Raw genomic sequence first — 22,259 nt, 5'->3', positions numbered from 1 at the left:
ATCATGTCTGACCTCCGTAAAATCGTCATCGACGGCAACGAGATCGAAGTGGAAGGGGCGATGACCCTGATCCAGGCCTGCGAACAGGCCGGGGTCGAGGTGCCGCGCTTCTGCTACCACGAGCGTCTGTCGATCGCGGGCAACTGCCGGATGTGCCTGGTCGAGGTTGTCGGCGGCCCGCCGAAGCCCGCCGCCTCCTGCGCCATGCAGGTCAAGGACCTGCGTCCGGGGCCGGAAGGCCAGCCGCCGGTGGTCAAGACGAACTCGCCCATGGTCAAGAAGGCCCGCGAGGGGGTGATGGAGTTCCTCCTGATCAACCATCCGCTGGACTGCCCGATCTGCGACCAGGGCGGCGAATGCGACCTGCAGGACCAGGCGATGGCCTACGGTGTCGACTTCTCGCGCTACCGCGAGCCCAAGCGCGCCACCGAGGACCTGAACCTCGGGCCGCTGGTCGAAACCCACATGACGCGTTGCATCTCCTGCACCCGCTGCGTCCGCTTCACGACCGAGGTTGCCGGCATCACCCAGATGGGCCAGACGGGCCGGGGCGAAGATGCCGAGATTACCTCGTACCTGAACCAGACGCTCGACTCGAACCTGCAGGGCAACATCATCGACCTGTGCCCGGTGGGCGCACTGGTGTCCAAGCCCTATGCCTTCACCGCCCGTCCGTGGGAACTGTCCAAGACCGAGTCGATCGACGTGATGGACGCGCTTGGGTCCAACATCCGCGTCGATGCCAAGGGCCGCGAAGTCATGCGCATCCTGCCGCGCAACCATGACGGCGTGAACGAGGAGTGGATCTCGGACAAGACGCGCTTTGTCTGGGACGGCCTGCGCCGCCAGCGGCTCGACGTTCCCTACATCCGCGAGAACGGCAAGCTGCGCAAAGCGACCTGGGGCGAGGCCCTCGGCAAGGCTGCCGAGGCGCTGAAAGGCGCGGGCAAGGTTGCCGGTATCGTGGGCGACCTCGCCCCGGTCGAGGCCGCTTTCGCCCTGAAACAGCTGGTCGAAGGGCTTGGCGGCGTCGTCGAATGCCGCACCGACGGGGCCAAGCTGCCCGCCGGTAACCGTTCGGCCTATGTGGGTACCGCCGCGATCGAGGATATCGACACTGCCGGTGGCATTCTTCTGATCGGCACCAACCCCGCCATCGAGGCGCCGGTGCTCAATGCCCGCATCCGCAAGGCCTGGACCCGTGGGGCCGAGGTTGGTGTGATCGGCGAGGCAGCCGAACTGACCTACACCTACCACCACTTCGGCACCGATCGTGCCGCGCTGGCCGATCACCTGAAGCTGGCCAAGGACGCCCCGGCGGATGACACGCAGGGCATCGTGATCGTGGGGCAGGGCGCCATTCGCGAGGCCGACGGTCTCGCCGTGCTGGCCATGGCGATGGAAATCGCCGCCGCCCGCGACGCCAAGCTGCTGGTCCTGCACACCGCCGCCTCGCGCGTCGGCGCGATGGACATCGGCGCGGTGACCGAGGGCGGCATGGAAACCGTCTCGCAGGCCGATGTGATTTACAACCTGGGCGCTGACGAGGTCGAGATCGCCGAGGGTCCCTTCGTGATCTACCAGGGCAGCCATGGCGACCGGGGCGCGCACCGCGCGGACCTGATCCTGCCGGGCGCGGCCTATACCGAGGAATCCGGGCTCTTCGTGAACACCGAGGGGCGCCCGCAGATGTCCATGCGCGCCGGCTTCGCGCCGGGGCAGGCCAAGGAAAACTGGGCGATCCTGCGCGCGCTCTCCGGCGAGCTGGGCACCGCGCTGCCCTACGACAGCATCGCACAGCTCCGCATGGCGCTGGTCAGCGCGGTTCCGCACCTCGCCGACATCGACGTGGTGGCAGAGAACGAACCCGTCGCGCTGGAAGCGGGCAAGCTTGGCACCGCGACCTTCCGCAACGCGGTAAGCGACTTCTACCTGAGCAACCCCATCGCACGGGCCTCGGCCCTGATGGCCGAGCTCTCGGCGAACGCCAAGGCACGCACGCAGAAGATCGCCGCCGAATGAAACAGATGGCGATCATATCGCCCCTGGTTCTGGCAGCCTGCGGCACCGCGCCCGCACCGGATGTCGCCCGCTTCGCGCCACAGTACGACGGCGTGGAGACCAGCCTGCTGGACGGCGACCTGGTGCAGTTCTCGGTGACCATGCAGGGGGCCCGGACGGCCGATGACGTGGCCGCTTATGCGGACTGCGCGGCGGCACAATACGCGCTGATCCGGGGCTACGGATTTGCGCGTCATCTACGCACAAATATTGACGAAAAGGGTGGCGCGTGGACGGCGGATGCTGTTTACACCATCTCGCCGACCCTGCCTCGCGGATTGGAGACCATCGACGCCGAAGTCGTCGTGGCCAATTGCGCTGAAAACGGGATACCCACGGTGTGAGGACTTATGGCTGACTTCTTTACTTCCAACCCCTTAGGTATCGCACTGCTGATTCTCGGTCAGATCCTGCTGATCGTGATTCCGCTGCTGGTGGCGCTGGCCTTCCTGCTCTACGCGGACCGCAAGGTCTGGGCCGCGGTCCAGCTGCGGCGCGGCCCGAACGTCGTCGGCGTCTTCGGCCTGATGCAGAGTTTTGCCGACTTCCTGAAGTACATCACCAAGGAAGTCGTCATCCCCGCCGGGTCCGACCGCTTCGTGTTCCTGATGGCACCGGTCATCGCGTTCGTCCTGTCGATGATCGCCTGGGCGGTGATCCCGTTCAACGATGGCTGGATCCTGTCGGACGTGAACGTGGCGGTGCTCTACATCTTCGCGGTGTCCTCGCTCGAGGTTTACGGCATCATCATGGGCGGCTGGGCGTCCAACTCGAAGTACCCGTTCCTCGGCTCGCTGCGCTCTGCCGCGCAGATGATCTCCTACGAGGTCTCCATCGGCCTCATCATCATCGGCGTGATCATCTCGACCGGTTCGATGAACTTCGGAGATATCGTCAAGGCGCAGGACGGGGCCTATGGCCTGCTGAACTGGTACTGGCTGCCGCACTTCCCGATGGTCTTCCTGTTCTTCATCTCGGCGCTCGCCGAGACCAACCGCCCGCCGTTCGACCTTCCCGAAGCGGAATCCGAACTCGTCGCCGGCTATCAGGTCGAATACAGTTCGACCCCGTTCCTGCTGTTCATGATCGGCGAATACGTGGCCATCGTTCTGATGTGCGCGCTTGTCTCGCTGCTGTTCTTCGGCGGCTGGCTCTCGCCCATCCCGGGCCTGCCGGACGGGTTCCTCTGGATGGCGCTCAAGATCATCGCGGTCTTCTTCCTCTTCGCCATGGTGAAGGCCGTCGTCCCGCGCTACCGCTACGACCAGCTGATGCGCCTTGGCTGGAAGGTCTTCCTGCCCTTCAGTCTCGTCTGGGTGGTCTTCGTGAGCTTCGCGGCCAAGTTCGAAATTCTTGGCGGGTTCTGGACCCGCTGGATGATCGGGGGCTGAGGATGACGCTGACACGAACCGCACCGGCGCGCCGGGTCGCACCGAAACTCAACCGGCCCAGGGCCTGACCGACAGGCAGCGAAGGGAGCAATCGAGATGACACAGATCGACTACACCAGAGCCGCCAAGTACTTCCTGCTGGCGGACATGTTCAAAGGGCTCGGGCTGGGGCTCAAGTACCTCGTCAAGCCCAAGGCGACGATCAACTACCCGCACGAGAAGGGCCCGCTGAGCCCGCGTTTCCGGGGCGAGCACGCCCTGCGCCGCTATCCCAACGGGGAAGAGCGCTGCATTGCCTGCAAGCTCTGCGAGGCGATCTGCCCGGCACAGGCCATCACCATCGACGCCGAACCGCGCGAGGACGGCAGCCGCCGCACCACGCGCTACGACATCGACATGACCAAGTGCATCTACTGCGGCTTCTGCCAGGAAGCCTGCCCGGTGGATGCCATCGTCGAAGGCCCGAACTTCGAATTCGCCACCGAAACCCGTGAAGAGCTGTTCTACGACAAGGAAAAGCTGCTCTCGAACGGGGAGCGCTGGGAAGCCGAGATCGCCCGCAACCTGGAGCTGGACGCGCCGTACCGATGAACGACATTCGCAACCCCTTCGAAACGATGATGGCGCAGGCGCGGGACATGGCGAAGGCCCTGAACCCGGCGCTCGAGACATTCTCGCCCAAGGGGTTCGAAGCGCTCTGGCCGACGATGCCCAAGGAAGCGATGGAGTTCTGGTTCGGCAATACCGTCAACAAGGACGGGCTCGACGCCAAGACCCGGCTGCTGCTGACGCTGGCGGGACTGACGATGCAGGGCGCCCAGTCGGATACGGCGGTGCGCCAGACGGTGCGCCACCTGATCGAGGCGGGCGCGAGAAAACAAGAGATCGTGGAAACGATCGGACAGATGTCGGTCTTTGCGGGGATCCCTGCGATGACCCGCGCGCTGAACCTCGCGCAGGAGGTTCTGGACGCGCAAGAAGAGGATGAGACATGAGCGTATTTGCCTTCTATCTCTTTGCGATCGGCGCGATCGCAGGCGGGTTCTTCACCGTGGTGAGCCGCCAGCCGGTGCACTCGGTGCTCTGGCTGATCCTGGCCTTCATCTCTTCGGCGGGGCTCTTCGTTCTGCTCGGGGCCGAGTTCGTCGCGATGCTGCTGGTCATCGTCTACGTGGGCGCCGTGATGGTGCTGTTCCTCTTCGTGGTCATGATGCTCGACGTCGACTTTGCCGAATTGAAGGCGGAGATGGCCAAGTACATGCCACTGGCGATCCTGATCGGTCTCGTCATCCTGATGCAGTTCGTCATGGCCTACGGCGCATGGCAGAGCAACGCGGCAGCCGAGACCCTGCGGACGCAGGTGATCCCGACCGACCGTCACAACACCGAGGCCCTCGGCCTGATCCTCTATGACCAGTACTTCCTGCTGTTCCAGCTTGCCGGCCTGATCCTGCTGGTCGCGATGATCGGGGCCATCGTCCTGACGCTGCGCCACCGGACGGACATCAAGCGCCAGAGCCCGGTCGCCCAGATGATGCGCGACCCGGCCAAGGCGATGGAACTGCGCGACGTGAAACCGGGGCAGGGGCTTTGAAGAGCCAGATCGTCATAGATATGGCATCGTTGCCCATGCTGTCCTGTGCGGAGAGGGACCCATTCGGGTTGCGCCCGGACTGTTCGGTCGCCGAAGTCGATTTCGGTTTGCCGGCGCCGGTGAACGAGGGCAATGAAATCGTGACCGAGGGGGCAAAGCAATGAGCAAGACTTGCGCTGACCTCTCGTCCGGGCACCATGTCTGGTCTGTTAAGCAATCGCTGCGGGCCTTTGGTCTGGCGGCACCCGTCGTTCTGGTGGCCTGCGCGGCGCAGCTGTCGGCGGAGGATTGCGGAGCCTCATATATCCACCATTCCTCGGACCTTCCCGAGGACTTTGGTGAAGGGCATACGCTGACCTATTCGGGGCACAAGGGGTATCATAACCCATCAGACGCCTGGGGCGCCGACGAGGTCAAACTTCAGAACTGTGCAACCGGTGCGTGGACCCGAGTTCGCATGGCGGAGCAGAATGAGTACGGCAAGGACGTCTACAATTACGCCACCGAAACCAAGGCGGAATTGGAACGGCTCAAGGAGACCCCGGCGGGCTCCTGGGTAAGCAGCTTTGAACAGACGGCGCAGAAGCTTGGTGCAAAGCTTAAGGGAGCAGGGGTCTCTGACACCGAAACCTGTGGCTGTAAGGTCTTCTATCCCGATCTGCGCGGCGACAAGAAGCGTTTCGAGGCGAACGCATGATGCGCGGCGCTTTACATACCTCGCCCGCGGGCTGCGGAGGTGAGACAGGGTGCAGGCTGTGATCCATTCCCTGTACGACCACGTGGCCGCCATCGGCGTTGCGGGGTTTGCAGGGTTTTGGGCAGCCAAGGCGGCGGTCAGCTACTCGGTCTACCGGGTCTGGAAACGCCGCCGCAGCCGGAGACTGGGTGTGATCGAAGCGATTGCACCGACGAAAATCGGAACGCCCCCCGGGTCATGAGCCGGGGCCGGGCGCCCGAAGCCCCGGAGTGGGGCGCAACCAATAGGCCCCGGCCTGACCGGGGCGATACAAGACAAGGCCGGCACAGGCCGACACGGAAAACCGAGGGACGACATGATCGGACTTGAACATTATCTTACCGTCGCGGCGACGCTGTTCGTGATAGGCATCTTCGGCCTGTTCCTGAACCGGAAGAACGTCATCATCCTGCTGATGAGCCTCGAACTGATCCTGCTGTCGGTGAACATCAACTTCGTGGCCTTCTCCTCTTTCCTCGGCGATCTTGTCGGACAGGTGTTCACCCTGTTCGTCCTGACGGTCGCCGCGGCAGAGGCGGCGATCGGCCTTGCCATTCTCGTCTGCTTCTTCCGCAACCGCGGCACCATCGCCGTGGAAGACGTCAACGTGATGAAGGGCTGAACCAATGGAAACCATCATCCTCTTCGCCCCTCTGGTCGGCGCGCTGATCTGCGGGTTCGGCTGGAAATTCATCGGCGAGACCGCCGGGCAGTGGATCGCGACGGGCCTCTTGTTCCTGTCGTGCCTGCTGAGCTGGATTGTCTTCCTCTCCTTTGACGGCGTGACCGAGCACATCCCGGTGCTGCGCTTTATCGAAAGCGGCAGCCTCGCGACCGAATGGTCCATCCGCCTCGACCGTCTGACCGCGATCATGCTGATCGTGATCACTTCGGTCTCGAGCCTCGTGCACCTCTACAGCTTCGGCTACATGGCGCATGACCCGCAGTGGAAGGAAGGCGAGAGCTACAAGCCGCGCTTCTTTGCCTACCTGTCGTTCTTCACCTTCGCGATGCTCTGCCTCGTGACCGCCGACAACCTCGTCCAGATGTTCTTTGGCTGGGAAGGCGTGGGCGTGGCCTCGTACCTGCTGATCGGCTTCTACTATCGCAAGCCCTCGGCCAACGCCGCCGCGATCAAGGCTTTCGTGGTCAACCGGGTCGGAGACTTCGGCTTCTCGCTGGGCATGTTCGCCCTGTTCTTCCTGACGGACTCGATCGACTTCAACACCATCTTCGCCGAGGCGCCGACTATCGCGGAAACGCAGATCAGCTTCCTCTGGGGCGAGTGGAACGCGGCCAACGTGGTTGCCACGCTGCTGTTCATCGGCGCGATGGGCAAGTCGGCGCAGCTGCTGCTGCACACCTGGCTACCCGACGCGATGGAAGGCCCGACCCCGGTGTCGGCCCTGATCCACGCCGCGACCATGGTGACCGCGGGCGTGTTCCTCGTCTGCCGCATGTCCCCGCTGATGGAATTCGCCCACGAGGCGACGGCCTTCATTACCTTCCTCGGTGCGACCACCGCCTTCTTCGCGGCCACCGTGGGTCTGGTGCAGACCGACATCAAGCGCGTGATCGCCTATTCGACCTGTTCGCAGCTGGGCTACATGTTCGTCGCCGCCGGTGTCGGCATGTACTCGGCGGCCATGTTCCACCTGTTGACCCACGCCTTCTTCAAGGCGCTGCTGTTCCTCGGGGCCGGTTCGGTCATCCACGCGATGCACCACGAGCAGGACATGACCAACTACGGCGGCCTGCGGAAGAAGATCCCCTATACCTTCTGGGCGATGATGATCGGCACGCTGGCCATCACCGGCGTCGGCATTCCGCTGACCCACATCGGCTTTGCGGGCTTCCTGTCCAAGGATGCCATCATCGAGAGCGCATGGGGCGGCGGGTCGACCTACGGGTTCTGGATGCTGGTCATCGCGGCGGCCTTCACCTCGTTCTACTCCTGGCGCCTGATCTTCCTGACCTTCTACGGCACCCCGCGCGGTGACAAGCACACGCACGACCACGCGCACGAAAGCCCGATGGTCATGCTGATCCCGCTGGGCGTTCTGTCCATCGGCGCGGTGCTGGCCGGGATGGTCTGGTACTCGAACTTCTTCGGCCACGCCGACCAGATCGGCAAGTTCTACGGCATTCCCGTGGCCGAGGCCGGGGTGCACGAAGAGTCCGGCCATGCCGAGGAAGCGACCGAAGAGGCCACCGGCGATCACGCCGCGGCCACCGAGGAGACCCACGGCGAGGCAACGGCAGACGCCGGCCACGGGGAAGCCGCGGCACATGGCGAAGGCGCGGGCGAACACCACGCGGGCTTTGCCGGTCAGCCGGGCGAGGGGGCTCTCTACTTCGGCCCCGACAACCACGTGCTCGACAACGCCCACGCCGCTCCGGCCTGGGTCAAGGTCTCTCCCTTCATCGCCATGGCGCTTGGCTTCGTCGTCGCCTACCTGTTCTACATCGTGAACCCGGCGCTGCCGCGGCGACTGGCCGAGAGCCAGCGCCCGCTGTACCTGTTCCTGCTGAACAAGTGGTACTTCGACGAGATCTACGACGTAGTCTTCGTCAAGCCGACCTTCCTGATCGGCAAGCTGTTCTGGAAACGCGGTGACGGCAATGTCATTGACGGCTTTCTCAACGGCGTCGCCATGGGGATCGTGCCCTTCTTCACCCGCCTCGCGGGCCGGGCACAGACCGGATACATCTTTACCTATGCCTTCTGGATGGTGCTTGGCATTGCCGCACTCATCACCTGGATGTCGATCGGAGGCGGCAACTAATGGATAACCTTCTTTCGATTGTCACCTTCCTCCCCGCCCTGGCGGCGGTGATCCTCGCGATCTTCCTGCGGGGTGAGGACAAGGCGGCGCAGCGCAATGCCAAGTGGGTAGCGCTGTTGGCGACGACGATCACCTTCCTGATCTCGATCGGCATCTATACGCAGTTCGATCCCTCCAACCCCGGCTTCCAGCTGGTGGAAGAGGGCGAGTGGCTGATGGGGCTCAAGTACAAGATGGGCGTGGACGGCATCTCGGTGCTCTTCGTGCTGCTGACCACCTTCGTCATGCCGCTGACCATCCTGGCCAGCTGGAACGTCGAGTCGCGGGTCAAGGAATACATGATCGCCTTCCTCGTGCTCGAAACACTGATGCTCGGCGTGTTCATGGCGCTGGACCTGGTGCTGTTCTACCTGTTCTTCGAGGCCGGGCTGATCCCGATGTTCCTGATCATCGGGATCTGGGGCGGGGCCAACCGCATCTACGCCTCGTTCAAGTTCTTCCTCTACACCTTCCTCGGCTCGGTGCTGATGCTGGTGGCGATGATCGCGATGTACGCCGACGCAGGCACCACCGACATCGTCGCACTGATGGATCACCAGTTCGCGTCCGAGACGATCACGCTGTTCGGGGTCCATATCCTCGGCGGCATGCAGACGCTGCTGTTCCTCGCCTTCTTCGCCTCCTTCGCTGTGAAGATGCCGATGTGGCCGGTGCACACCTGGCTGCCGGACGCGCACGTGCAGGCGCCGACCGCCGGTTCGGTCGTGCTGGCCGCGATCCTGCTGAAGATGGGCGGCTACGGCTTCCTGCGCTTCTCGCTCCCGATGTTCCCGGTCGGCAGCGACGTTCTGACCCCGCTGGTCCTCTGGATGTCTGCCATCGCCATCGTCTACACCTCGCTCGTCGCGCTGGTGCAGGAAGACATGAAGAAGCTGATCGCCTACTCGTCGGTCGCGCACATGGGCTTTGTCACCATGGGCATCTTCGCGGCCAACCAGCAGGGCATCGACGGCGCCATCTTCCAGATGCTGAGCCACGGCTTCATCTCTGCCGCGCTCTTCCTTGCGGTCGGCGTGATCTACGACCGGATGCACACCCGTGACATCGAGGCCTACGGCGGCCTCGTGAACCGGATGCCGGCCTATGCGCTTGTCTTCATGCTGTTCACCATGGCCAACGTCGGCCTGCCGGGCACCTCGGGCTTCGTCGGTGAATTCCTGACGCTGATGGGCACCTTCCAGGTCAACACCTGGGTTGCCGCAGTCGCCACCACCGGGGTGATCTTCTCGGCAGCCTACGCGCTGTTCCTCTATCGTCGGGTCGTCTTTGGCGACCTGATCAAGGAGAGCCTGAAGACCATCACCGACATGACCACCCGCGAGCGCGCGATCTTCGCTCCGCTGGTGGTGATGACACTGCTGCTGGGCGTCTACCCCTCGCTGATCACCGATATCATCGGCCCGTCCACCGCGGCGCTGGTCGATCACTATGACACCGCGGTTGCGGCGGCCGAGGCCGCGTCGCAGCACGCATCGAACTGAGGAGGGACGGGACGTGATCCAGTCCGATCTTAACATCATCATGCCGGAAATCGTGCTGGCGGTCTTTGCCATGCTGGCACTGATCGGGGCGGTCTACTCCAGCAAGGACAAGCTGGCCCCTGGCCTCGTCTGGGTGACGGCGCTTGTCATGACTGCGGTCGCGGCATGGATCGGGATGAACGGCGAGGGCAGCCACCCTGCCTTCAACGGCATGTTCATCGACGATGCCTTCTCGCGCTTTGCCAAGGTGACCATCCTGCTCTCGGCCGCCGCCGTCCTGGTGATGAGCCAGGAGTACATGCAGCGCCGTGGCCTGCTGCGGTTCGAATACCCGCTGCTGGTGGTGCTCGCCTGTATCGGGATGATGGTCATGGTCTCCGCCGGTGACCTGATGTCGCTCTACATGGGTCTCGAACTCCAGTCGCTCTCGCTCTACGTGGTCGCCTCGCTGCGCCGCGACAGCGTAAAGTCGACCGAGGCCGGTCTGAAGTACTTCGTGCTGGGCGCGCTGTCGTCGGGCCTGCTGCTCTACGGGGCCTCGCTGACCTACGGCTACTCCGGCACCACGCTGTTCTCGGGTATCATCCAGACGGCGACCGAGGGCAGCGTGTCGCTTGGCATGCTGTTCGGCCTGATCTTCCTGATCTCCGGACTTGCCTTCAAAGTCTCTGCCGTGCCGTTCCACATGTGGACGCCCGACGTCTACGAAGGCTCGCCGACCCCGGTCACCGCCTTTTTTGCCACCGCGCCCAAGATGGCCGCGATGGGCCTCTTCGCCCGCCTGCTGTTCGACGCCTTCGGCGCCGACGTCGCGGACTGGAGCCAGGTCATTGCGCTGCTGGCGGTCGCCTCGATGTTCCTCGGCGCGGTCGCCGCGATCGGCCAGCGCGACATCAAGCGACTGATGGCCTACTCGTCGATCACCCACATGGGCTTTGCCCTGATGGGTCTCGCCGCCGGGACCGAGTTCGGCGTGCAGGCGATGCTGGTCTACCTCGCCATCTACGTCACGATGAACGTCGGCACCTTCGCCTTCATCCTCTCGATGGAGCGCGACGGCGCGCCGGTGACCGACATCAACGCACTGAATCTCTATGCCCGCAAGGAGCCCGCACGGGCGCTGGCGGTGCTGGTCCTGATGTTCAGCCTCGCGGGCGTGCCGCCGATGCTGGGCTTCTTCGCCAAGTTCTACGTGCTGAACGCAGCGGTGTCGGCCGGGCTGACATGGCTGGCCGTGCTGGGCGTGATTGCCTCGGTGATCTCGGCCTTCTACTACCTGCGGATCGTCTACTACATGTACTTCGGCGAAGAAGGCTCGGAGCTGCAGACCAATGCCTCGCCCGTGCTCTGGGTGATGCTGATGGCCTCGGCCGCGGTGATGCTCTTCGGCGTCATCAACATGTTCGGCGTGGAAGGGGCGGCAGCCTCGGCGGCCGCGACGCTCCTGCACTGAGGTTCGTTGTTCCGGCCGGGGGCGTAATGCCTCCGGCGGACGTCTCTTTCGAAAGAAGATGAACATGACCGACTGGCCCCGAGGCTATGGACTGCATGTTCTCGAGAGCGTGGACTCGACCCTGAACGAGGCCGCGCGGATCGCGCCCTCTCTGGCCGGGCCGGTCTGGATCCTGGCCCATGAACAGACCGCCGCGCGCGGGCGCCGGGGCAGGGCATGGGTCAACCCCAAGGGCAACCTGGCCGCCACCCTCGTCCTGAAACCGCAGGAGGGCCCCGAGCGCGCCGCCTTGCGCAGCTTCGTGGCCGCGCTGGCCCTGTTCGACGCCTGCGTGGACCTGACCGCAAGGCCCGAGGCCTTTGCGCTGAAGTGGCCCAATGACGTTCTGCTGAACGGCGGCAAGCTGGCAGGCATCCTGCTGGAAAGCGCCGGGAGCGGGGGCGGCATCAGCTATCTTGCCATCGGCATCGGCGTGAACCTTGCCGCCGCTCCCGACGGCGGCGCGGTGGAGCCCGGAGCGGTGCGCCCGGTCTCGCTGCTGTCGGAGACCGGCTCATCGGTCGACCCCGAGACCTTCCTGACTCATCTCGCCGCCGCCTATGCGCGCTACGAGACGCAGTTCACCACCTACGGCTTCGAACCGATCCGCACCGGCTGGCTGGCGCGGGCGGCGAAACTGGGCGAGCGGATCACCGCGCGCCTCACCCGCTCCGAAACCACGGGCATCTTCGAGACGGTGGACGCCGAGGGCAATCTTGTCCTACAGACGGCGGAAGGCCGCGTTCGCCTGCCCGCGGCAGAGATCTATTTCTGAAGGGATCACGCGCGCATGCTTCTCGCGATCGACTGCGGCAATACCAATACCGTGTTCTCCATCTGGAACGGCTCCGAGTTCCTGTGCACCCTGCGCACCTCGACCCACCATGCGCGGACGGCAGACGCCTATTTCACCTGGTTCTCGACGCTGGTGAAGCACTACGGGATCGAGCCCGACATTACCGATGTGATCATCTCCTCCACGGTGCCGCGCGTGGTGTTCAACCTGCGTGTCTTTGCCGACAGGTTCTTCAACTGCCGTCCGCTGGTGGTGGGCAAGCCGGAATGCCTTCTGCCCCACGAACCGCGGGTCGATGCGGGCACGCAGGTCGGGCCCGACCGTCTGGTCAACACCGCCGGGGCCTTTGACCGTCACGGTGGCAACCTGATCGTCGTCGATTTTGGCACCGCAACCACCTTTGACGTGGTCGCGGCGGATGGCGCCTATGTCGGCGGTGTCATCGCTCCCGGCGTGAATCTCAGCCTCGAGGCGCTTCATATGGCGGCGGCGGCCCTTCCGCACGTCGATATCGCCAAGCCTCAGCGCGTCGTGGGTACGAATACGGTTGCATGTATGCAGTCTGGTGTGTTCTGGGGCTACATCGGTCTGGTGCGCGAAATCTGTACGCGCATCAAGGCCGAGCGCGACCGGGACATGAAGGTCATCGCCACCGGCGGTCTGGCCCCTCTGTTCCAGCAGAGTGAAGACCTGTTCGACCTGTTCGAAGAAGACCTGACCATGCACGGCCTGACCGTGATTCACGAGTACAACAAGGAAAACGCCTGATCTTATGAGCAGCGAGAGATTGATCTACCTGCCCCTTGGCGGGGCGGGCGAAATCGGCATGAACGCCTATGTCTACGGCTATGGTGCGCCCGGCGAGGAACGACTGATCCTCGTCGACATCGGCGTCGCCTTCCCGGACATGGACGGCACGCCCGGGGTCGATCTGATCCTGCCCGACACCACATGGCTGGAGGAGAACGCCGACCGTCTGGAAGCGGTGTTCATCACCCATGCCCACGAGGACCACGTCGGCGCCGTCGCCCACAGCTACGAAGCGCTTGGCGCGCCGATCTTCGCGCGCGCCTTCACCGCCAATATCGCGCGGCGCAAGATGGCCGAGTACGGCTATCCCGACGATACCGTCACCACGGCCTCCCCCTGGCCCGAACAGGTGACGGTCGGTCCCTTCAAGGTCGGCTTCCTGCCGATCTCCCACTCGATCCCCGAGAGCGCGGCGCTGGTCATCGACACGCCGGCGGGCCGGGTGATCCACTCCGGCGACTTCAAGCTCGACCCGACCCCGCTGGTGGGCGAGGCCTTTGACCCCGAGCTTTGGGCCGAGGTCAGCAAGGGCGGTGTCCGGGCGCTGATCTGCGACAGCACCAACGTCTTCTCGCCGAATCCGGGCCGTTCCGAGCTCGAAGTGGGCCCGAACATCGAGGCACTGGTCGGGGCGGCCACCGGCATGGTGGTGGCGACGACCTTTGCCAGCAACGTGGCCCGCGTGAAGACTCTGGCCGAGGCAGGGCATCGCGCCGGCCGGTCCATCGTCCTGCTGGGGCGCGCCATGCGGCGGATGATCGAGGCGGCGGTCGAGACCGGCGTGCTTGTTGACTTCCCCACGGTGATCAGCGCCGAGGACGCGCAGGACATGCCGCGCCAGAACCTGATGCTGATCGTCACCGGCAGCCAGGGCGAGCGGCGTGCCGCCAGCGCCCAGCTGGCCCGCGGTAAGTACAACGGGCTGGAATTGCAGGAAGGCGACCTGTTCCTGTTCTCGTCCAAGACGATCCCCGGCAACGAGAAGGGGGTGATCCGGATCATCAACGCCTTCTCCGAAAAGGGCGTCGACGTGGTCGATGACAGCACCGGGCTCTACCACGTATCTGGCCACGCCAACCGGCCCGACCTCGAGCGCATGCATGCCATCGTCAAACCGCAGATGCTGATCCCGATGCACGGCGAGCACCGCCACCTGCGCGAGCACGCCCGCGTGGCCGAAGCCGGTGGCCTGCAATCGGCTGTCGTGGTCAACGGCATGATGATGGATCTGACCGGCAACGCCCCGACAGTGGCTGCCTATATCGAAACGGGCCGCACCTATCTGGACGGCTCGGTGCAGATCGGCGCGCTGGACGGCGTGGTGCGCGACCGTATCCGCATGGCGCTGAACGGGCACGTGATGGTCTCGGTCATCCTCGACGAGGACGACGAACCGCTGGGCGAACCCTGGTGCGAGATCATGGGCCTTGCCGAGACCGGCAGCTCGCGCACGCCACTGGCGGAGATTCTGGAAGAGGACCTGAGCCAGTTCATGGGCCGGGCGGGCGACAAGACCCTTACCGACGACGACGCGCTGGAAGAGGGCCTGCGACGCATCGTGCGCCAGACCACCCAGAACGAGATCGGCAAGAAACCCGAAGTGACGGTGGTGATCAGCCGCCTGGGCTGATCACTGTCGCAAAGATTTCACTGGCAACCATTGCCCGCTTCATGTGTTGACTCGATCCATGCCGGAGAACCGGCACAGGAGAGGAGTAAGGACATGATCAGGAAAAGCGGATCGGCCAAGTGGTCGGGCGGGCTCAAGGATGGCAAGGGCACCGTCTCGACCGAGAGCGGCGTCCTCAGTGACCAGCCTTACGGGTTCAACACCCGGTTCGAGGGCGGCAAGGGCACCAACCCCGAGGAACTGATCGGGGCCGCCCATGCGAGCTGTTTCTCGATGGCCTTCAGCGTCGTTCTGGGCGAGGGCGGGATGACAGCCGATAGCATCGAAACCAAGGCCACCGTGTCGCTGGAGCAGAAGGACGGCGGATTCGCCGTGACCGCCGTGCACCTCGACGTGAAGGTCTCGGTCCCCGGGGCGGACGAGGCGGACGTATTGAAGGCTGCCGAGTTTGCCAAGGCGAACTGCCCGATCTCGAAGCTGTTGAACGCCGAGATCACGATGGACGCCAAGGTGGTGTAACCAAAACGAGAAACGGGCCCCGAGGGGCCCGTTTTTCTGTGGATCGCGGCCAGGATCAGCTGGCGCGGCGTTCCTCGAAACTCAGAGCGATGAAGCTCGGCATGTGATCGCCCATGCCGACCACCTTGTTGTTGTCGCGATCGCGGTCACCACGCTCGCCACGGCCACGGTTGCGTTCGCCGCGCTCCCCACGCTCACGATCGCCGCGCTCTCCACGCTCGCGGTTGCCCGAGCTCTTCTCGGGTGCCGGTGCCTCGGGGGCGGCGGCGGTGGCTTCCGTCTCGCCGCGCGGTGCGGATTTCCGCGAGGAGGAGCGGCTGCGGCCCGACGACTTGCGAGTCTCGCGGGTCTCTCCGTCGGCCTCGTCCTCGACCGGAGCGGCGCTCGCCACCGGGTTGTCGATGCGCGGGATTTCCTTCTGCACCAGCCGCTCGATGTCGGCGAGGTTCTTCTCGTCGCGCGGCACGCAGATCATCATCGCGCTGCCTTCGCGCCCGGCGCGGCCGGTCCGGCCGATACGGTGCACGTAGTCTTCGGCGTGCGAGGGAACGTCGAAGTTGAACACATGGCTGACCGAGGGCACGTCGAGTCCGCGCGCGGCCACGTCAGAGGCCACGAGGAACCGCAGATCGCCGCTGCGGAACTGGTCCAGCGTGCGGGTACGGTGCGACTGGTCCAGATCGCCGTGGATCGGCGCCGCGTCATAGCCGTATTTCTTGAGCGATTTCGCGACGATATCCACGTCCGTCTTGCGGTTGCAGAAGATGATCGCGTTCTTGCACTTGTCGCCTTCGGCGTCGATCAGCCCGCGCAGCACGGCGCGCTTCTCGGTCGCCTCGCGGTCCTTGCGCGACCCTTTGAACATGACCACGCCTTGCGTGATGTTCTCGGAGGTCGTGGCCTGCCGGGCAACCTCGATCCGCGCGGGGGCGGAGAGGAAGGTGTTGGTGATCCGCTCGATCTCGGGCGCCATGGTGGCCGAGAAGAACAGGGTCTGGCGGGTAAAGGGTGTGAGGCCGAAGATGCGCTCGATGTCGGGGATGAAGCCCATGTCGAGCATGCGGTCGGCTTCGTCCACCACCATGATCTTGACGTCCGACAGGATCAGCTTGCCGCGCTCGAAATGGTCGAGCAGGCGGCCCGGGGTGGCGATCAGCACGTCGACGCCCTTGTCGATCAGCTTGTCCTGCTCATTGAACGAGACGCCGCCGATCAGCAGGGCCTTGGTCAGCTTCACGTGCTTGGCGTAGGTGTCGAAGTTCTCGGCCACCTGCGCAGCGAGTTCGCGGGTCGGGCACAGCACGAGGCTGCGCGGCATCCGTGCCCGCGCGCGTCCGCGCGCCAGCAGGGTAATCATCGGCAGGGTGAAACTGGCCGTCTTGCCCGTGCCCGTCTGCGCGATGCCCAGAACGTCCTGTCCTTCGAGGGCAGGCGGGATGGCGCCAGCCTGAATCGGGGTGGGCGTTTCGTATCCGGCCTCTTCAATGGCCTTCAACACCTTGGGGCTCAGGTTCAGATCGGTAAATTTGGTCATGTGTTTCCGCTATTTGCGGACACTGTCACACGGCCCGCACGTATAAGAACAGCCGGGCCCGGATGGCCCCTGGGGTTCGATGAACCGGCTTGATGCGTGCCCTTAACAAAAACGTGGCTGCTGGTCAAATCGCCATTCAATTTCAGGTGAGCCGAGGGGCCGGAAGGCACAGTCCGGCAACGATCTTCCATTCTGGGTTGTGCATTAAGGCGCCAACGCTCTCTTTGGTTTCATTTCCGGTCGGCACCCGCCCACTGCGGAAAATGCCGACTCCGCTTCGCCGCGAGGCCAAGGTCCTCGATCCGCAGCAGCCCAAGTTCGCGCAACGCGGCGCAGTGCTGCGGCGTGGCTCTGAAGAGTGTCTCGTAGAAGCGGCGCAGCCCCGCTTCGCCTTCGCTCTCGATCAGGGCCGAGAAGAATTCGTGCAGGTTCAGCCCAGTCGGGCCCTTGCGCTCGAGGCTGGCGCGATAGGCGCCGTGGGCATGGCGATAGTCAAAGCGCGCGCGCCACGCCTCCCAGCTCTCGGCGTGCAGGTGGAGCAGGGGGACCGACTCCAGTTCGACCTGTCCGGGGTTCTTTTCGCCGTCGCTCGAAAAGTTGTGGATGCGGAACCGGGGGCCCGGCAGCCCGGTGCGGACAAGGAGCTTGCCCGCGACATGGCTCAGGAACCCGTCGTCGATCAGCGCAGCGAACTCGGGGTAGAGCGCACTCGTGACCGTCCCGCGGGCCTCGTGCAAGATGGGCATTCCCTTGAAGCAGACCGCCGGGGCATGTGGGTCGGGCTCGGTGGGGGCAAGGGCCTCCAACGGACGCACCCGGGCCACGTTGATATCAGGTGGCAGCGCGGCCAGCGCCTCGGTCACCGAGGTCTCCGGCCGGAGGAATTCGTCGCAGTCGATATGGGCCAGCCAGTCCACCTCGGCGGGACGCCGATAGGCCCGCGTGGCGTTCTGCGTCTGGCGCGACTGGTGAGCGTCAGGCCGCTTTCCCCGTTTCGCCCAATGCGCCTGGTCGCAGGCGATGACCCGAACCTTGGGGTGCGGTTTCAGGGCCGCGATGGTCTGCGGGTCCGGGGCGTCGAGATAGATGTAGAGGCGGTGCGCGCCCAGCTCCAGATGATGGGCGGCGAAATCGAGGATGTCCTGCGTCTCGGCCTTGATGGTCGAAACGATGCCCCATGTGGGCCCGCTGCGGCGTTGGTCAGCCATGCGGGCCCTCCGAGATCAAACCATCATCTCTTTCGTGGCGGTCAGCGTCACGTCTGGATAGTCGCGCACGACGCGGTCGATGTCCCACTGCAGGCGCGTCAGGTAGACGATATCGCCGTCGTGGTCATGTGCGATGTGCTGCTTGTTGGCGTTGACGAACTTGTCCACCGCCAGCTTGTTGCCGCTGACCCAGCGTGCCGAGGTGAACTGCGATTGCTCGAAGCGCACCGGCAGGCCGTATTCCAGCTCGATCCGGCTCGCCAGCACTTCGAACTGAAGCTGGCCCACCACGCCGACGACAAAGCCCGAACCGATGGAGGGCTTGAACACCTTGGCGGCGCCTTCCTCGGCGAACTGCATCAGCGCCTTTTCAAGGTGCTTGGCCTTCATCGGGTCGCCCGCGCGGACGCCCTGCAGCAGTTCCGGCGCGAAGGAGGGGATGCCGGTGACCCGGATTTCCTCGCCCTCGGTCAGGGTGTCGCCAATGCGCAGCTGACCGTGGTTCGGAATACCGATGATATCGCCGGCCCAGGCTTCCTCGGCCAGTTCCCGGTCTGAGGCGAGGAACATCACCGGGTTGGAAATCGCCATCGGTTTCTTCGTCCGGACATGGGTCAGCTTCATGCCGCGCTTGAAGTGACCCGAGGCCATGCGGACAAAGGCAACGCGGTCGCGGTGCTTGGGATCCATGTTCGCCTGAACCTTAAAGACGAAGCCGGAAACCTTTGTTTCCTCAGGAAGAATCTGCCTCGGTTCTGCCGATTGAATCTGGGGCTGCGGCCCGTAGGTCGCGATGCCGTCCATCAGTTCCTTGACCCCGAAGGAGTTGATCGCCGAGCCGAACCAGATCGGCGTCAGCGTCCCTTCGAGCATCGCCTTGGGGTCCAGCGGCGGCAGCAGCTCGCGCGCCATTTCGAGGTCTTCGCGCAGCTTCTCCAGCTGGGCGGCGGGCACGTGATCGGCCAGCTTCGGGTCGTCCAGACCCTCGATCTTGATGCTCTCGGCCACCTTGTTGCGGTCGGCGCGGTCCATCAGTTCCAGCCGGTCGCGCAGGATGTCGTAGCAGCCGATGAAGTCGCGCCCCATCCCGATCGGCCAGGAGGCCGGGGTCACGTCGATGGCAAGGTTTTCCTGGATCTCGTCGATGATCTCGAAGGTATCCCGGCTCTCGCGGTCCATCTTGTTACAGAAGGTCAGGATCGGCAGGTCGCGCAGGCGGCAGACCTCGAACAGCTTCTGCGTCTGGCTTTCCACGCCTTTCGCGCCGTCGATCACCATGATCGCCGCGTCCACCGCAGTCAGCGTGCGGTAGGTGTCCTCGGAAAAGTCCGAGTGGCCGGGCGTATCGACAAGGTTGAAGCGGTACTTGTCGTAGTCGAACGACATCGCCGAGGCCGAAACCGAGATGCCCCGGTCCTTTTCCATCTGCATGAAGTCCGACCGCGTCCGCCGCGCCTCGCCCTTGGCGCGGACCTGTCCAGCCATCTGGATGGCGCCGCCGTAGAGCAGGAACTTTTCCGTCAGGGTCGTCTTCCCGGCATCCGGGTGAGAGATGATGGCAAAGGTCCTCCGCCGGGCGATCTCGGCGGGCAGTTCGGGGCGATTTTGAGCGGTATCGAGCATGAGCGCGCGTATATTCAGGCTTTCGTCTCAGCGCAAGAAATACAAGGTCCCCGGCTCCCTTCAGGATGCGTGATCGTCAGCGGCGCGCAGCTCATTGGGCCTTCTTGCGTTAATCGGGCTTTAACGAATCGAGCCGTCATGCAATGGATGGGAACATAAAGTGAACATTTGCTTGGGAGAGAGATCATGGACGTTAAGGAAATTGCACAGGAACTGGTCAAGGGCTGCCGCGATGGCAAGGCCGCCGAAAACCTCGACCGCCTGTATTCGGCCAACGCGGTCTCGGTCGAATCCGTGGCCATGAGCGGCGATGGCCGAACCGCCTCGGGCCTTGCCGCGATCAAGGGCAAGCACGACTGGTGGGACAGCAACATGGAGACCACGGGTGGATCGGTCAGCGATCCCATGATGCATGGCGACGACCGCTTCGCCGTGATCTTCGAAGCCTCCGGCAAGGAAAAGGCGACGGGCAAGCCCTTCGCGATGAAGGAGGTCGCCGTCTACCATGTGGCGGACGGCAAGATCGTCAGGGAAGAGTTCTTCTACTGAGCACCGGCGCCGCGTCTATTTCTGCGAGGCGCGGCGCAGCAGCTCGATGGCGTCTGGCCGGTCGAGCAGGATCTTCTGAACCTCCAGACCGTGATCGCCGCGGCCCCCGTGGTGGGGCAGGATGTCCGACAGCTTTTCCAGCAGGTCGCGCGGCAGGGCGGGCCGCGTGCGCGGCTCCACCAGCAGCGACTCGGCGGCGATGCCCTCGGCGTAGATGATGTGGTGGCGGTCGAACAAGATCTGGAAGTAGTCCACGAAACCGCCCTGCATGACATAGACCGACTGGCCGTTGACCAGGTGGCGCGCCTTGACCAGCAGCTCGCGCTGACCCGCGCCAATCCGGTCGCTGCGCTGGTAGACGAACAGCCGGTGGTCGGGGCTGACCACGAGGTCGCCCTCGTTGTTCAGGGTGCCGGCCTTGATGACGATGGGAGCGAAATCACCCGTCGCGCGCACGGTCGACTGGCCGATCCAGCGGACTTCCTGCGCGCCGTGGTCCCGGGTCAGGACGCGGTCGCCGACCTTCAGGTCCTCGATGGGGCACTGTGCGCCCGAGGCGAGGGTGATCCGTGTTCCGCGCGAGAAGGAAACGCAGGCGACCAGCGCGAATTTCCTCTGGGCGCGGTCGCGGTTGACGTCGACCAGTTGATAGTCGAGGCCGGCGTCGAGCTGCGACAGCGGCAGCAGGAAGATCTCTGCAATCGTGCTGTCGGCGTCCACCTCCACCAGCACCAGCGCCTCGACCAACTCGCCCTCCGGCGACATGAGCTGAACGGCGCAGTCCAGGTGCAGCGCCGCACCGGACGTGCCCAGTTCGCTCTCGGGCGCGACCTCGATCCGTGCGTCGCCGTGGACATGCAGCGCCAGTCGGTGCCGCGTGGCCGTGGGCGACAGGACGTAGATGTCGTTTGGCACCAGATCGTCGCCAACCGAGATGGCATCGCCCAGGTTCGCGCCCTCCGTTACCCGGAATCCATCGGCCCGGTAGACGAGGAGATGCTGGACTGGAACGGACAGGCTCACGTGAATTGCCAATGGTTTACCGTCGGTTGTTGATGGGCGAGGGTTGCCCGCTGCCGACGGAAATAGCCTAGGATTGTGGCGCCAAGGGGTCAATCGCCCGGTGAAATGCTGGCAATCTCCCTTAGGCGGCGATAGGTCAGGGGGAAAGTCAACGGAAGGTAAGACGATGGACCTTGGAATTGGTGGGAAACGCGCTCTGGTCTGTGCCAGCAGCAAGGGATTGGGGCTGGGCTGCGCCGAGGCGCTGGCCGCCGCAGGCGTGGATCTGGTGATGAACGCGCGCGGCGCAGAGGCGCTGGAAGCCTCGGCCGAGGCGATCCGCAAGGAATACGGCGTGACCGTCACGACGGTTGCCTGCGACGTGACCACGCCCGAAGGTCAGGCCGAAGTCCTGAAGGCCGCCGAAGGGGTCGAGATCCTCGTCACCAACGCGGGTGGCCCCCCTCCGGGCAAGTGGAGCGACTGGGAGCGCGAGGATTTCATCAAGGCGCTGGATGCCAACATGCTGACGCCCATCGCCTTCATGAAGGCGCTGCTGCCGGGCATGATCGACAAGGGCTGGGGCCGCGTGGTGAACATCACCAGCCAGTCCGTACGCGCGCCCATCGGCGTTCTTGGCCTTTCGAACTCCGCCCGCACCGGGCTGACCGGCTATGTCGCCGGCACCTCGCGGCAGGTCGCGCCCTTTGGCGTCGCCATCAACAACCTGCTGCCGGGCATCCATGACACCGACCGCGCCGTGGCGCTCGACGGTGGCGCCAGCCGGGCCGAGAACATGACTCCCGAGGCGGTGCGCGCCCGGCGCGAGGCTTCGATCCCCGCCCGCCGCTACGGCACGCGGCAGGAGTTCGGCGCGGCCTGCGCCTTCCTCTGTTCGCAACACGCGGGCTTCATCATCGGGCAGAACCTGCTGGTTGACGGCGGTGCAACGAACCTGACGATGTGATCCACCGGAACCGGCCGCGC

At 64.5% G+C, this 22,259-nt stretch carries 22 protein-coding genes; 18 read left to right on the top strand and 4 right to left on the bottom strand.

What is annotated here, in order from left to right; translation table 11 throughout:
- Nucleotides 1-3: 3 nt before the first annotated feature.
- From nuoG to DDT93_RS18680, 16 genes are all read left to right on the top strand, one after another.
- The gene (gene nuoG, locus DDT93_RS18750; protein WP_109467405.1) at nt 4-2,022 is read left to right on the top strand and encodes an NADH-quinone oxidoreductase subunit NuoG; all 2,019 of its coding nucleotides are present in this window, start codon (nt 4-6) and stop codon (nt 2,020-2,022) included.
- Nucleotides 2,019-2,405, top strand: coding sequence for a hypothetical protein (locus tag DDT93_RS18745; RefSeq protein ID WP_109467404.1), 387 nt, complete (start codon nt 2,019-2,021; stop codon nt 2,403-2,405). The genes nuoG and DDT93_RS18745 overlap by 4 nt, the downstream gene beginning before the upstream one ends.
- A gap of 6 nt (nt 2,406-2,411) precedes the next feature.
- Nucleotides 2,412-3,452 carry an NADH-quinone oxidoreductase subunit NuoH gene (gene nuoH, locus DDT93_RS18740; protein ID WP_109467403.1) on the top strand — a complete coding sequence of 347 codons (1,041 nt, stop codon included), beginning with the start codon at nt 2,412-2,414 and terminating at the stop codon, nt 3,450-3,452.
- Between the two features lie 96 nt (nt 3,453-3,548).
- Entirely contained in the window at nt 3,549-4,043 is a 495-nt protein-coding gene (gene nuoI, locus DDT93_RS18735; RefSeq protein WP_109467402.1) for an NADH-quinone oxidoreductase subunit NuoI, read from the top strand.
- Nucleotides 4,040-4,447, top strand: a complete 408-nt coding sequence (locus DDT93_RS18730; protein WP_109467401.1) for a carboxymuconolactone decarboxylase family protein — start codon at nt 4,040-4,042, stop codon at nt 4,445-4,447. The genes nuoI and DDT93_RS18730 overlap by 4 nt, the downstream gene beginning before the upstream one ends.
- Entirely contained in the window at nt 4,444-5,046 is a 603-nt protein-coding gene (locus tag DDT93_RS18725; protein ID WP_109467400.1) for an NADH-quinone oxidoreductase subunit J, read from the top strand. The genes DDT93_RS18730 and DDT93_RS18725 overlap by 4 nt, the downstream gene beginning before the upstream one ends.
- Before the next feature lie 160 nt (nt 5,047-5,206).
- Entirely contained in the window at nt 5,207-5,743 is a 537-nt protein-coding gene (locus DDT93_RS18720; RefSeq protein ID WP_109467399.1) for a hypothetical protein, read from the top strand.
- Nucleotides 5,744-5,801: 58 nt separating this feature from the next.
- The gene (locus DDT93_RS26550; protein ID WP_157960228.1) at nt 5,802-5,984 is read left to right on the top strand and encodes a hypothetical protein; all 183 of its coding nucleotides are present in this window, start codon (nt 5,802-5,804) and stop codon (nt 5,982-5,984) included.
- Nucleotides 5,985-6,098: 114 nt separating this feature from the next.
- Complete coding sequence (gene nuoK, locus DDT93_RS18715) at nt 6,099-6,404, top strand: NADH-quinone oxidoreductase subunit NuoK (RefSeq protein WP_109467398.1); 306 nt, start codon at nt 6,099-6,101, stop codon at nt 6,402-6,404.
- A gap of 4 nt (nt 6,405-6,408) precedes the next feature.
- Nucleotides 6,409-8,568 carry an NADH-quinone oxidoreductase subunit L gene (gene nuoL, locus DDT93_RS18710; protein WP_109467397.1) on the top strand — a complete coding sequence of 720 codons (2,160 nt, stop codon included), beginning with the start codon at nt 6,409-6,411 and terminating at the stop codon, nt 8,566-8,568.
- Nucleotides 8,568-10,109: an NADH-quinone oxidoreductase subunit M gene (locus tag DDT93_RS18705; protein WP_109467396.1), complete on the top strand. Its 1,542-nt coding sequence runs from the start codon at nt 8,568-8,570 to the stop codon at nt 10,107-10,109. The genes nuoL and DDT93_RS18705 overlap by 1 nt, the downstream gene beginning before the upstream one ends.
- A gap of 13 nt (nt 10,110-10,122) precedes the next feature.
- Nucleotides 10,123-11,562 (top strand): NADH-quinone oxidoreductase subunit NuoN, encoded by a 1,440-nt coding sequence (gene nuoN, locus DDT93_RS18700; RefSeq protein WP_109467395.1) that lies wholly within the window; start codon nt 10,123-10,125, stop codon nt 11,560-11,562.
- Nucleotides 11,563-11,626: 64 nt separating this feature from the next.
- Nucleotides 11,627-12,376, top strand: coding sequence for a biotin--[acetyl-CoA-carboxylase] ligase (locus tag DDT93_RS18695; RefSeq protein ID WP_109467560.1), 750 nt, complete (start codon nt 11,627-11,629; stop codon nt 12,374-12,376).
- Between the two features lie 15 nt (nt 12,377-12,391).
- Nucleotides 12,392-13,165 (top strand): type III pantothenate kinase, encoded by a 774-nt coding sequence (locus DDT93_RS18690; RefSeq protein WP_109467394.1) that lies wholly within the window; start codon nt 12,392-12,394, stop codon nt 13,163-13,165.
- A 4-nt stretch (nt 13,166-13,169) separates the two neighbouring features.
- Nucleotides 13,170-14,837: a ribonuclease J gene (locus tag DDT93_RS18685; protein ID WP_109467393.1), complete on the top strand. Its 1,668-nt coding sequence runs from the start codon at nt 13,170-13,172 to the stop codon at nt 14,835-14,837.
- A gap of 93 nt (nt 14,838-14,930) precedes the next feature.
- Complete coding sequence (locus DDT93_RS18680; RefSeq protein WP_109467392.1) at nt 14,931-15,356, top strand: OsmC family protein; 426 nt, start codon at nt 14,931-14,933, stop codon at nt 15,354-15,356.
- 55 nt (nt 15,357-15,411) lie between these two features.
- On the opposite strand, the gene DDT93_RS18675 is transcribed toward DDT93_RS18680, so the two are convergent.
- The 3 genes from DDT93_RS18675 to DDT93_RS18665 all read right to left on the bottom strand — a co-directional run bounded on the left by DDT93_RS18675 (nt 15,412) and on the right by DDT93_RS18665 (nt 19,721).
- On the bottom strand, nt 15,412-16,890 hold the full coding sequence (locus DDT93_RS18675; protein WP_109467391.1) for a DEAD/DEAH box helicase: 1,479 nt from the start codon (nt 16,888-16,890) through the stop codon (nt 15,412-15,414).
- 230 nt (nt 16,891-17,120) lie between these two features.
- Nucleotides 17,121-18,098: a glycosyltransferase family 2 protein gene (locus DDT93_RS18670; protein WP_109467390.1), complete on the bottom strand. Its 978-nt coding sequence runs from the start codon at nt 18,096-18,098 to the stop codon at nt 17,121-17,123.
- Nucleotides 18,099-18,113: 15 nt separating this feature from the next.
- Entirely contained in the window at nt 18,114-19,721 is a 1,608-nt protein-coding gene (locus DDT93_RS18665; RefSeq protein ID WP_109467389.1) for a peptide chain release factor 3, read from the bottom strand.
- 186 nt (nt 19,722-19,907) lie between these two features.
- Between DDT93_RS18665 and DDT93_RS18660 the strand changes: the two genes are divergently transcribed.
- A complete protein-coding gene (locus DDT93_RS18660) occupies nt 19,908-20,270 on the top strand; it encodes a nuclear transport factor 2 family protein (RefSeq protein WP_109467388.1) in 363 nt (120 codons plus the stop codon).
- 15 nt (nt 20,271-20,285) lie between these two features.
- On the opposite strand, the gene DDT93_RS18655 is transcribed toward DDT93_RS18660, so the two are convergent.
- Nucleotides 20,286-21,293 carry a Hint domain-containing protein gene (locus DDT93_RS18655; protein WP_109467559.1) on the bottom strand — a complete coding sequence of 336 codons (1,008 nt, stop codon included), beginning with the start codon at nt 21,291-21,293 and terminating at the stop codon, nt 20,286-20,288.
- 166 nt (nt 21,294-21,459) lie between these two features.
- On the opposite strand from DDT93_RS18655, the gene DDT93_RS18650 reads away from it, so the two are divergent.
- The gene (locus DDT93_RS18650; protein ID WP_109467387.1) at nt 21,460-22,239 is read left to right on the top strand and encodes an SDR family oxidoreductase; all 780 of its coding nucleotides are present in this window, start codon (nt 21,460-21,462) and stop codon (nt 22,237-22,239) included.
- Nucleotides 22,240-22,259: the final 20 nt, after the last annotated feature.

Origin of the sequence: Albibacillus kandeliae (assembly GCF_003116585.1) — a bacterium.
Classification (GTDB): domain Bacteria; phylum Pseudomonadota; class Alphaproteobacteria; order Rhodobacterales; family Rhodobacteraceae; genus Albibacillus; species Albibacillus kandeliae.
This window is presented reverse-complemented; position numbering and strand designations above follow the sequence as displayed.